General features: G+C 58.4%; 5 protein-coding genes. 4 read left to right on the top strand and 1 reads right to left on the bottom strand.

Annotated elements, in window-relative coordinates:
* Window positions 1-853: 853 nt before the first annotated feature.
* The 4 genes from HWX74_RS00670 to HWX74_RS00655 all read left to right on the top strand — a co-directional run bounded on the left by HWX74_RS00670 (window position 854) and on the right by HWX74_RS00655 (window position 11,712).
* Window positions 854-2,005, top strand: a complete 1,152-nt coding sequence (locus tag HWX74_RS00670; RefSeq protein WP_176011686.1) for an efflux RND transporter periplasmic adaptor subunit — start codon at window positions 854-856, stop codon at window positions 2,003-2,005.
* Window positions 2,002-5,145, top strand: a complete 3,144-nt coding sequence (locus HWX74_RS00665; protein ID WP_176011685.1) for an efflux RND transporter permease subunit — start codon at window positions 2,002-2,004, stop codon at window positions 5,143-5,145. Before HWX74_RS00670 ends, HWX74_RS00665 begins: the two co-directional genes overlap by 4 nt.
* Window positions 5,142-6,560, top strand: a complete 1,419-nt coding sequence (locus HWX74_RS00660) for a TolC family protein (RefSeq protein ID WP_176011684.1) — start codon at window positions 5,142-5,144, stop codon at window positions 6,558-6,560. The genes HWX74_RS00665 and HWX74_RS00660 overlap by 4 nt, the downstream gene beginning before the upstream one ends.
* Window positions 6,561-6,759: 199 nt before the next feature.
* A complete protein-coding gene (locus tag HWX74_RS00655) occupies window positions 6,760-11,712 on the top strand; it encodes a PAS domain-containing protein (RefSeq protein WP_176011683.1) in 4,953 nt (1,650 codons plus the stop codon).
* 32 nt (window positions 11,713-11,744) lie between these two features.
* Here the strand turns inward: HWX74_RS00655 and HWX74_RS00650 are convergent, their stop codons facing one another.
* Window positions 11,745-12,455, bottom strand: coding sequence for a GntR family transcriptional regulator (locus tag HWX74_RS00650; RefSeq protein WP_176011682.1), 711 nt, complete (start codon window positions 12,453-12,455; stop codon window positions 11,745-11,747).
* Window positions 12,456-12,461: the final 6 nt, after the last annotated feature.

The raw sequence follows: 12,461 nt of genomic DNA, 5'->3' as shown, positions 1-12,461 counted from the left end.
TGAATTTCTCCCGGACAAAGGATGGAATAATGTAGAGTTTCAAGTCTATCCTTGCTCATTAACTTTGCATTGATCAAAAAATCAAAAATTATCATTTCTTAATTATAATACCGAAAAATCTCTAATTTTCCTCATGGCTACGACTGGAAACTCAAATTCATTCTCTATGGAATTAAACTTTGTAAATTCATACGCCATAATTGGTTGCATTGAAAGAGGCTGAGCTCTTTCCGGGATATTCACGAACCACATTGTATCAAGCTATGAAAAAAGGCGAAATAGATGTCAGGAAACTCATTCCGGACCATTCTGGTATGGAGTCATCCTGGATTGCAAAGCAGCTCCGGCAAATATCGATGAATGTGAAATGTTACTCAACAACAAAGATATGCTGCACCACATATACTTGGAGATAAAAGATATCTCTGTAATGACACAATACAAGAGGCATTCCGGAGAACCGGCATGACACTTTATCGCTTCTTGAGATAAAGATATTTTGAACGGCTGCGAAAGGTGGTTGTCTGCGGTGTCCGGCAATTCCGGATAGAAAAAAATTTGACTTTTCAGCGGTTTGGCCATATTTTATCAATAGAGGAGAGGATTTCAATTATTTGCCGGGTCAGGGTGTGCTGACGGTTCGCCCGTTGTTCGGCCGGTCGGTTGGCCTGAAAGTGTCCGGAAAATCGCCGACTGCGGTTCGGCCGGCTTGGCGGACACGGAAGGCGACATGATTTTACCATATCGCCGGTATTTCCGGTCTCACCTCGAATCGTTTTTGCGCTTGACAGTTGAATACAAAGGCGGCGAAAAAGCGTGATCATGCAATTTACGACCCGGGAGGAGGGGTAAAATGAGCAATCAGCAATTTGGTGCAGTCGGTCGGCTGGTCGGCCGGCTGGCCGTCATCACGGCGACTGTCGTTGTCCCGGGAGGCTGCCGGGAGGAAAAATCGCCGGCGCCGGCATTGCCGCCGATGACGGTTCAAGTGACGGAAGTTGTCGGGGGGGAATATCGGACCTCCCACGAGTTGATCGCCGAAGTCAAGCCGTTGAAAACCTTGCAACTGGTCGCCCGGGTCAGCGGTTTTCTGCAGCAGCGGAATTTCCGGGAAGGGGACTATGTCAAGCAGGGAACGCTGCTTTATCTGATCGAGCCGGCTGCTTATGAGCTGGCGGTCAAGCAGGCGGAGGCGACATTGGCCAAAGCCCGGGCGGCGGCGCTCAATGCCCGTTTGGAGTTTGACCGTTCCGAGAAACTGCTGGAAGAAAATGTCACTGCGCCGAAGCGTTACGATATCGCCCGGGCGGATTTACAGGCCGCCGAAGCGGAAGTGGCGGCGGCGGAAGCCGCCCGGGGGCAAGCGGAATTGAATTTGAGTTATACCCGGTTGGAAGCGCCGTTCGATGGTTGGGTCGGACTGACGAGAACCGACGTCGGCAATTACATCGGCGTACCCGATTTACCGTTGACGGAGTTGGCCTATATTGATGAGGTACGGGTGGAATTCGACCTCAGCGACCGTTATTTGTCGGAGGAACTGCTGCGGACGCTGCCGCAGGGCAAATCGCCGGATTGGCCGGTGCGCATCCGGTTTGCCGACGGCTCGTTTTTCGATAAAACCGGTCGAATCACCTATTGGAGCAACCAGTTGGAGCCGCAGACCGCGACGCTTAAATTGCAGGCGTTGTTCGAGAATCCGCGACACCGGCTGCTGCCGGGATTGTTCGTCACGGTGATCCTGACCAATCCGCAACCGGAAGCGGTGGTTTTGGTCGGCAAACAGGCAGTCCAATACGATCAGAACAGCGCGTTCGTCTATGTCGTCGATGCCGGCAACGTTCTGGAATTGCGCCGGGTGGAAGTCGGACCGGCCGTCGGGGAACAGGTGGTGATTCGCCGCGGTCTGAAAAGCGGCGAACGGGCGGTTATCGCCGGCAATCCCCGCTTGCGGCCCGGTTTGCCGGTGCGGATCGGCCGGGCGCGGAGCGATGCGGACCGATGAATGATTCGCTTTTCATCCGGCATCCCTACCTGGCCATGGTCATCGCCATCGTCATTACGCTGTGCGGCATATTGGCGATCGTCGCTTTGCCGGTTGCCCAGTATCCGGACATCACGCCGCCGCAGGTCAATATTACGACCACTTATCCGGGCGCCGATGCCTTGACTTTGCTGCAAACTGTCGTCGAACCGATCGAAAATCAGGTCGACGGCGTCCGCGACATGATTTACTTGGAGTCCACCAGCGCCAATTCCGGTTCGGTCGATATCGTCGCCACCTTCGATATCGGCACCGACGGCGAACGCAATATGCAGAATGTCCAGGACCGGGTCAACTGGGCGACGCCGCAATTGCCGGAGGCGGTGCAGCGCGAGGGGATTATCGTCAAAGAACAGACCGGCAATATCCTGCTGGCGATTTCCCTCTATTCGCCCGGCGGCAGTTACGATACGCTGTTCATGAGCAATTATGCGGCGATCAATCTGCAGAACCGTCTGAAACGGGTTCGCGGGGTGTCGGAGGTGATGATTTTCGGCGGCAGTGATTACGCGATGCGCGTCTGGCTGGATGCGGAGCGGATGGCGGGCATGGGAATCACCGTCGAGGAGGTGATGCAGGCGCTGCAGAGCCAGAACATGCAGGTCTCTTCCGGTTCCGTCGGCGCGGCGCCGTCGGCCCGCGACCAGTTGATGCGGTACAATGTGCAGACCCGCGGGCGTCTGCTGACCACCGAAGCGTTCGGCAACATCATTGTCCGGGCCGAACCCGGCGGCGCTCAGGTGAAAATGAAAGACATTGCCGACGTGGAGCTCGGTGCCGAAACCTACAATACCGTCAGCACGCTGAATGGGGAACCGGCGGTGATGCTGCTGGTCTTTCAATTGAGCAATGCCAACGGTCTGGAGGTGTCGGCCGAATGCCGCCGGCTGATGGCGGAAGCCGGCCGGGAATTTCCGCCCGATCTGAAGTATGGTTTTCAATACGATTCGACGAATTTCATCCATGCTTCGATCCATGATGTCGTGCAGACGCTGTGCCTGGCGGTGCTGCTGGTGGCGTTGGTCGTGCTGATTTTCCTGCAGGACTGGCGGATGGCGCTGGTGCCGACGCTGGCGATTCCGGTCAGTATTGTCGGCACGTTCGCGGTGCTGCTGCTGTTGGGGTATTCGATCAATCTGGTGACTCTGTTCGCCTTGATCCTGGCGATCGGCATCGTCGTCGATGATGCGATTATCGTCATTGAAAATGTCAGCCGGCTGATGGCGGAGGAGCAGTTGAGTCCGGCCGAGGCGGCCGGCAAGTCGATGGCGCAGATTTCCGGGGCGATTGTCGCGACGACGGCAGTCCTGCTGGCGATGTTCGTCCCGATTTGCTTTTTGTCCGGCATTACCGGTGAATTGTACCGCCAGTTCGGCGTCACGCTGTCGGTGGCGGTGCTGCTGTCGGCCATCAACGCTCTGTCGTTGAGCCCGGCCTTGAGCGCCCTGCTGCTGCGCCGCCGTGAAACGCCGCCGAAATTTTTTCTGTTCCGCTGGTTCAACCGCGGTTTCGGCGCATTGTCCGGCGGTTACGGCAAAGTGCTGGCCGGCCTGACGAAGTTGACCGCTCTGGTACTGGCGGTTTATCTGTTGCTGGCCGGCGTGATCGGCTACTGGTATTCGAAATTGCCGACCGGCTTCGTGCCGGCAGAGGACCAGGGCGTTTTTTTCGCCAATGTTGAACTGCCGTCCGGGACGGCGCTGGCCAGAACCGAGGAAGTGACGGCGCAGGTGGAAAAAATGCTGCGGCAACTGCCGGGGGTGGCCGACGTCATCGCTTCCCCCGGCTACAACATTCTCAAAAGCGTCCCGTCGGCGAACAATGCGTTCGTCATCGTCGTCCTGCAGCCGTGGGCTGAACGTATCCGGGCGCGGCAGCCGATCGGGGCGATCATGGCCAAGGGAGAACTGGCGATGCAGGAAGAGCTGCCGGAGGCAATGGTCATGTTTTTCGAACCGCCGCCGATTCCCGGCATCGGCATGGCCGGCGGCTTCAATTTCGTCTTGCAGCAGCGTTCCGGGACCGATCCGGCCCGGCTGGCGGAAGTGCTGGATGAAATGCTGATGGCGGCGATGCGGCAGCCGGAGTTGCGCAACGTTTTTTCAACCTTCAATGCCGACAGTCCCTATCTGTTTCTGGACATCGACCGGGCCAAAGCGCTGAAAATGGGCGTTTCGCTCGCTGCGATCGATCAATTGCTGGAGAATATTCTGGGGTTCAATTACGTTAACGATTTCAACCGGTTCGGACAGGTGTACAAGGTCGAATTGCAGGGGCGGGATCAGGATCGTGAATTGGCCGACCGCATCCTGCGGCTTTACGTTCCCAACCGGCAGGGACAGATGGTGCCGATGGCTTCGCTGGCGACAATCCGCACCGCGGTGTCGGCGGAATATCTGACCCGCTACAATCTGGCGCTGGCCGCCCAGATTCAGGGGGCGCCGGCGCCGGGTTGCAGTTCCGGAGAGGCGATGAAAGCGATGGAGCGCCTGGCCGGACAAATTCTGCCGGCGGAGATGAGCTATCAGTGGACCGACATGTCCTATCAGGAACAGTTGGCCGGCAACAGCGTGGTGTCGGTGTTTGCGCTGGCGGTGGTGTTCATCTTTCTTTTCCTGGCGGCGCTCTACGGCAGTTGGATGCTGCCGTGGTCGGTGGTGTTGGCGATTCCCCTGGCGCTGGCCGGGGCGCTGGGTTTGTTGTCGCTGGCCGGGATCGACAACAACATTTATACGCAGATCGGTATCGTGCTGTTGTTCGGCATGGCCTGCAAAACAGCCATCCTGATCGTCGATTTCGCCAAAAAGCACCACGATGCCGGAGCGTCGGTCACCGAGGCCGCCCGCGCGGCGGCGAAACTGCGGTTCCGGGCGGTGCTGATGACGGCGTTCGCCTTTGTCTTCGGTACGCTGCCGCTGGCTTATGCGGCCGGGCCGGGCGCGGCCAGCCAGCGTTCGATCGGGGTAGCGGTGGTCGGCGGCATGATCCTGGCCATTGCCGGCGGCGTGCTGTTGATCCCGCTGTTTTTCATCGCCTGCCAAAGTGTGGTCGACTGGTATAAAAAACGCCGTACGGCGCAAGGGAGAGGAGCGGCGGAATGAAGACGCCAACGGTGATCTGTAGTTTGATTGGCGGCATACTGCTGTTCGGCGGCTGTTATACGCCGCCGCCGGCCGGCCGGCTGATTGAGGAAACCAGTTTTCAGGCGGCTGTCGTCCGGTCGGGGGACCTGAAGCTGCTGGACGGCATTTCGACCTTGACGCTGGCGGACGCCAAAAGGATTGCGCTGGCAAACAATCCGACCTACCAGGCGGCCTTCTTCGCCGTCCGTTCGGCAAAGATGCGTTATTATCAGGCGATGGGGGCTTATTCGCCGGCCTTGAGCGGCGCATTCGCGATCGGCGATCAGTTGTATGACGGCCGGGACAACGGTTCTTCGCAGCAGGACACCGTCTTCTATACTTTTACGACGGTACAGGCCAGTTGGGTGGTGTTTGACGGGCTGGCCCGGGAATTTCAACTGCTGGCGGCCCGGCATGGCGTCAAAATGCAGGAGCATTTGAGTGAGAACGCCGGAAGGCTGCTGCTGCAGGCGGTCAGTCTGGCTTATGACGATATCCGGATTGCGCAGGCGCAGCAGCGGATCGCCCGGGCGGACGCCGATTTCCAGCAGGAACAGTATCGGCAGGCGGAAATCCGCCATCGGGTCGGTGAAGTGTCCCGCAGTGACGTACTGAATTTTGCCGGCAGACTCAAACAGGCGGAAATGCAGATCGTCAAAGCGCGCAACCGCTATGAACTGGGGTTGTATGCGCTGGCGGTGCTGCTGGGCTATCCGGAGGGGACTTTTTCTCCGCAGTTGCAGTTTGCGCCGCTGGAACGGGAGGTCAAGCCGCCGCTGCCGATCGACGTGCTGCTGGACAGTGCGTTGCAGCAGCGGCCGGATTTGAATGCGGTGCGGGAAAATCTGGCGGTATTAAAGTATCAACTGTACCGTTCCTACAGCAGCTTTTCGCCGACGATGTCGGTGTTCACCAATTACAGTTACAGTTCCAATTCGACGCAAAACAGCGGCAACAACCCGACCGGTTTCGGCAATTTCTACGAGGCCGGCAACTCATTCAACTACGGCGGGCTGGCCTCCTGGAATCTTTTTGAGGGGTTCGGCCGTTACAACAAAAGTCGGGAGGCGAAAGCGGAACTCGACCAGGCTTATTTGACCGGGACGAACGAATGGCTGAAGGCGGTTCAGGAAATCCGCGACGCCTATTCCTCCTGCGTGCACAACCGGAAGCTGGCCGAGCTGGCTGCCGCCGGCCGCGATATCATGCGGGAGCAGCGTGATCTGGTCGTCAAGGAATACCAGGTCGGCGAAGTGGACATCGTCCGGCTGAATGCGGCGCAGGAAAATTATGTCGTCAGTGAGAACGAACTGGCCGAGGCGCTCGTCAACGCGCACCGGGCGAAAGTGCAGCTTGAGGCTGCCGCCGCGCTGGATATGGCGCCGCGGCCTTGAGGCCGGCGGCCGGCGGCTTCGAACCGGCAACTCTTTGTAATCAAATCAAGCGGTGATATATTAACCCGAATGAATCCGAAAAAAGTCTCCGGAAGGAAGACGGATCACAACTGTGGGGTGAAACGATATGGTGGCCGCAAGATTGATTGCAGTGTTTTCTGCGGTTTTGATTGGGGGATGGGTCAGCGTTTGCCGGGGCGTGGAAAACACTGACGCGGAGCGGCCGGACAAACGTATTTTATATATCAGCTCTTACGATGCCTCTTATCGATGGACCAATGATCTGCTGAGCGGGTTCCGACGGTATTTTCACGACCGGTCGCTGCCGGTGACCATCGATACGCTGGAATTGAATGTGTTGAATGCCCCCGGTCTGGAGCCGTCGGCCCGCGAGGTCGGGAGGCTGCGCGGCCAGTTGTCCGGCGCCGCTTACGACCTGGTTGTGGCGGCCGGCAACCCTGCGGCCGATCTTTTCTTCGACCGGGTGTTGACCTTGCCGGCTGATTTGCCGCTGGTTTTCTGCGGTTATCACGGCTTTCGCGCCGCCGCCCGGCCGCCGCTGGGCAATGTCACCGGCCTGGCGATGCCGGAAGTCAATCTGCGCAACATCGAACTGGGATTGCAGCTCTGGCCGCGGACCCGCAATATCGTGTTGATCACCGACGGCAGCAGCACTGCGGACCAACTGGCCGCCGTCCGGTTGCCCGAGGTGGAAATAACATTGATCAACGGTCGCGACGATACGACGGCGGACCTGCTCCGGAAGCTTGCCGGTCTGCCGGACGACTCTTTCGTCGTTTTCAACAACTGGCGTTCGAGCCGGCCGGAGGGACGGGAGTTGCTTCGCTCGGTTTTTGAACAGATGGCTCAGAATCGGACAAAGTCGGTCCTGATGACCCAGGACAGCGGCTTTGAGGCTGGGATTCCGGGCGGCGTCATGGTGGAGGGAGGTGCGCACGGTTACGAGGCCGCACGGCTGGCGGAACGGGTGTTGAACGGGGAGGCGGCGGAGCGGATTCCGGTGGCGACCGGCGCGAGCCGGCCAGTTTTCGACTACGATTTGTTGGCGCGTTATCATCTGACGCCGGAAATGCTGCCGGCGGATACCTTGCTCCTGCACCCGCCGCGCTCTTTCTGGTCGCGTTATAAACTGGAAATCGCTTCCGGCTTGGCGGCTTTGATCGCCGCCTTGCTGGTTTTCATCTTTCATCTCATCAGCCGGCAGCGGCATTCCCGCCGTTTGCAGGTGATTTTCAGGGCGTTGCCGGTCAGAGTGGCGGCGGCGGATGCCAGAGGGCGGATTCATTTTCTGCAGGTGACCGATGAAGCGGCGCCCGATTTTGCCGCAGAGACGTGGACGCTGCAGGAATTTCCGGCGGATATCCGCAATACGTTTCAGGAGCCGGTCCGGCAGGTGCTCGCCTCCGGACAGCCGTTGACGATCGAATACGATTGCCGGGGCCGGCGGCGGCAGGCTAAATTGTTGAAGCTGTCGAGGGATATTTTTGGCGTTGAAACCGCTTTGTGGGTTTCGACCGATGTCGAGGATTTGCATGCGGCGCAGGTGAATATGGCGGCATTGGCGGAGCGTTTCCGGTTGACGCTGGAGTCGATCGGCGATGGGGTGATCGCGACCGACGAGCAGGAAGTGATCACGCTGGCGAATCCGGTGGCGGCCGAACTGACCGGCCTGCCGTCGGAAAAATTGCTCGGCCGGAAATTGGCGGATTGTTTTCGCACCGTTGATCCGACCGATGGCGCTTCGGTGCCTTCGCTGGTGCGCCTGGTTCTGCAGGACGGGGAAGGCGCCGCCCGGCCGAGACAGACCGATCTGGTGGCCCGTGACGGTTCGCGGCGGCATATCGCCGAGAACGTGGCGCTGATCAGGGAGGCGGCGGAACGGATTGCCGGGGCGGTGCTGGTTTTCCGCGATATCGGTGAGGAATATGAGAAGCATAACCGGATTATGCTGCAGAATAAAATGCTGCAGGCGGCCGCCGAAGTGGCGCAGATGACTTATTTTCAATATGACGACGGTTGCGTGGTGGAAGCCGAACCGCAGCCGGAGTATTGGGGATGGCGTGACGGTCGGCGGATGACGGTCGAGGAATGGGTGGCGCCGGAAGACCGGCAGAATTTTCTGGCGGCCTGGCATCGGTTGCTGCAGGGGGAAGATCGATCACTGGAGATTGCCTATCGGGTCAAGACGGGAAAGGATTGCCGCTTTTTCGAAATGATGGTGAAGCCGGTGGAAATCGCCGGGCAGGGGCGGGTGAAATATTTCGGCATCATCCGGGACATCACCGCCGCCAGGGAAGCGGAATTGCAGCGTCTTGATGCGGCCATGCTGCTGCAGGAGGTGATGGACAACCTGCCGTGCTATATTTTCGCCAAGGAAGTGGAAAACGGTTTCCGGTATGTCATCTGCAACCGTCTGCAGGAGCAGCTTTTCCAGCGGCCGCTGGCGGAGATTCTGGGGAAAACCGACTTTGAGATTGTGCCGGACCGGAAACGGGCCGAGCTGTACCGGTCCGAGGATTTGGAGTTGGTCCGGAGCGGCAAGGTGCTGGATGCGATGGAGACCTTTGTCGATACGCAGGGTGTGAAACGCATCGGCAAGGTCGTCAAGAAATTGCTGATCAAGGCCAACGGAGACCGTCTGCTGCTGGGCATGGCGATCGATCTGTCGAGAGAAATTACCGCCGAAGCGGAATTGAAGGCGACCAACAGCATTTTGCAGGCGATCATGGACAATCTGCCGGCGATGATTGCCGCCAAGGATGTCCAGAATGATTTCCGCTACATCATCTGGAACCGGGCGGCGGAGCAGTTGTCCGGCATTCCGGCCTCCGAAGTGCTGGGTCGGCGGGCGGATGAGCTGGTTTGCTATCGGGATAAGGCCGAACAATTCCGGCGCAATGATTTGGAAGTCTGCCGTTCCGGCAGCGTGAAAGTGGCCGACCATTACGAATTTCCGAACGGCAGAGTCTGCGACCTGCATACGCTGCTGACCAAAGTGGAGCGACCGGACGGCGGGGCATTGCTGCTGGTGCTGAGTCTGGATGTCACCGAAGAAAAGCGTTTGGAGGCGGAACGGCAGACGCTGATGGAGAATTTGAAAGTCTATGCCGAGCAGGAGCGGCTGTTGAATACCAGTCTGGAGGCGGTGGTGCTCAATGACGACAACAGCAGCGCCCTGCAGCACCTGCTCGACACGGTCGGGGCGCGGATGGCGGCCGACCGTTGCTACCTCTTTCAGTACGATTACGATCAGAACCGGGTGATTCCGGTGGTCGAATGGCATAAGCCGGGCATCCCGTCGATGATCGATTATTTGCCGCGGCCGGCGATCCGGGAGGACGAGGACTGGTTCCGCTGCATGCAGCGCGGCGAATTGTTCATCGTGCCGGATCTGCGGCAGGGGGAGTCCATCAGCCAGACCGGCAGTTGGGCGGATCATTTTCAGCAGGAAAAGATTTATTCGTTATTCTGCGTCGGCATCCGTCGCGGCGGCAAGCTCTGGGGGCATCTGGGCTTGACTTATGAACGGCAGGGACACCAATTTTCCGACCAGGATGCGCAGTTGTTCCGGGCGGCGGCCCATATCGTCGAAATCGTGCTGGAACGCAAGCGCAATCGCGATAAACTGGAGCGCAGCGAATACGAGAAACGGCTGATCCTGGATACGATCAAGATTCCGATTTTGCTTTTCGATCCGGAGATGCGGCTGCAGCGGGTCAACAACGCCGCATTGAAGATTGCCGGCCTGCCGGAAGCGGAGGTTTACGCCCGGCCGTGTTTCGGTTACCTCTGCGGTGACGACAATCTGTCGAATTGCCCGGTCCATCTGTCGCTGCAGGATTACCGGGAACATGTCCGGAAATTGCGGATCAAGGAACGCGATTATCTGTCGTCGGCTTATCCGATCTTTCTGGACGGCAAGCTGATCAATGTGCTCAATACGCTGGTGGATGTCACCGATTTCAACGAGGTGCAGCGTCAACTGACCGATGCGCTGCAGGATGCGCGCAACGCCGACCGGGCGAAGAGTTATTTTCTGGCGACGATGAGCCATGAATTGCGAACGCCGCTGAACGCGGTGATCGGCTTCAGTGAATTGCTGCAGGAGGGCGATATCCCGCGGCAGGAGCAGGAGGATTATTTGCGGTCGATCAACTTGGCTGGCCGCGCTTTGCTGAAACTGATCAACGGCGTGCTGGATTTGTCGAAGATCGAAGCGGACCAGCTTGAACTTGTGCCGCAGCCGACTGACCTGGCGGTACTGCTGCAGGAAATTTATGCGATTTTCCGGCACCGGACCGAACAGAAAGGACTGCGGTTTTCGCTGCAGTGTCCGGCGGATTTGCCGCTGCTGGAGCTGGACAGTTTGCGCTTGCGGCAGATTTTGTTGAATCTGGTCGGCAATGCGGTCAAATTTACCGAAGCCGGCAGCGTCGATATCGTCGTCGAATTTCAGCGCCGGGCCGCCGATTGGGGAACTCTGTTGATCCATGTGCGGGATACCGGCATCGGGGTCAGCCGGGAATATCAGGAAAAAATCTTCCAGCCGTTTGTACAGCAGGAGTCGACCCGGGACAGCCGTATTTACGAAGGGACCGGGCTGGGCCTGGCGATCTCCCAGCGGCTGGCGGGCAAAATGGGCGGCGTCATCCTGCTGGAAAGCCGGATCAATTGCGGCAGTGATTTTTCGTTGCGTCTCGACCGGGTGGCGATCGACGTTCAGGGGCCGGTTTCGCCGGAATCGGAGCCGGAACCGGAGCGTAGTACAACGTTCCGCCGGGTTCTGGTTGTTGACGACGTGTCGATGAACTTGAAGGTATTGGCGGCGATGCTGAAGAAATTGAAGATGGAAGTGCGTTCGGCGGTTTCCGGCAAGGAGGCGTTGGAGCTGTTGCGGCAGGAAGTGGCGGATGTGCTGCTCACCGATCTCTGGATGCCGGGCATGGACGGCGGCGAACTGGCGCGGCGGATCCGCCGGGAATCGGCCTGGCGGAAAATGAAGCTGGTGGCGGTGACCGCCGATACTGAAGCGAAGAATAACTTCGATATGTCGGAATTCGATGCGATATTGCTCAAACCGGTTTCACTGGAAAAACTCAAGAGTTTGTTTGCCGGGCTGGAGGACAACTGAGCGGCGCGCCGCCGGAGGATGGAAATACCCGGTCATCTCCGGCCGTAGAGGGTAATGTCGAAGCCGTACATGTCGTGGCGCAGCGACAGCAGATCGTAGCAGACGCATTGGCCATAGCGCAGACATTTCCGTTTGACGCAGACCAGCGCGAAGCCTTCCGGAATATCGAGCCGGGCCGCTTCGGCGGCGTCGGCGTTTTTGGCGAAAATGCGGTCCTGGGCCATTTCGAGGGTGATATAATACTTCTCTTCCAGCAGCCGGTACAGCGAAACGAAGCGGTTTTCATATTGTTCGATTCCCGCGACCAGTTCGTATGGCAGGTAGTTTTCCAGCAGCCCGAGCGGCGTGCCGGAGGCCAGTACCGTGCGGCGGATCCTGGCCAGTTCGGTTCCGGCTTTGGCATTGAAGATGCCGGCGAGAGCGGCGTCGGCCTTGACGACGGCGATCGACATGGCCGGGATGGTCACTTCATAGCCGTTTTTCGTCAAAGTTTCGGTCAGCGACGTGATATAATTGAGATTCTGGGTGACCTTGTAATTTAAGACGATCGTACCGACGCCCCGCTGCTTCTGGACCAGGCCGTCGGCGGCGAGCAACTCCACCGCCTTGCGGATGGTGATCCGGCTGACATGGAACATCTTTTCCAGCACCGGTTCGGCGGGCAGCAGCGACTGGATCGGGTAATCGCCGTTGGTGATTTTTTCTTTCAATGTATTGTAGACAAACAAATAATTGGTTGACATTCGTTC

Origin of the sequence: Victivallis sp. Marseille-Q1083 (assembly GCF_903645315.1) — a bacterium.
Taxonomy (GTDB): Bacteria; Verrucomicrobiota; Lentisphaeria; order Victivallales; family Victivallaceae; genus UMGS1518.
This window is presented reverse-complemented; position numbering and strand designations above follow the sequence as displayed.

What these genes read in the sequence shown, in the direction of transcription:
- HWX74_RS00670 (WP_176011686.1), top strand. Translation starts at nt 854, where the DNA reads ATGAGCAATCAGCAATTTGGTGCAGTCGGTCGGCTGGTCGGCCGGCTG.
- HWX74_RS00665 (WP_176011685.1), top strand. Translation starts at nt 2,002, where the DNA reads ATGAATGATTCGCTTTTCATCCGGCATCCCTACCTGGCCATGGTCATC.
- HWX74_RS00660 (WP_176011684.1), top strand. Translation starts at nt 5,142, where the DNA reads ATGAAGACGCCAACGGTGATCTGTAGTTTGATTGGCGGCATACTGCTG.
- HWX74_RS00650 (WP_176011682.1), bottom strand. Translation starts at nt 12,455, where the DNA reads ATGTCAACCAATTATTTGTTTGTCTACAATACATTGAAAGAAAAAATC.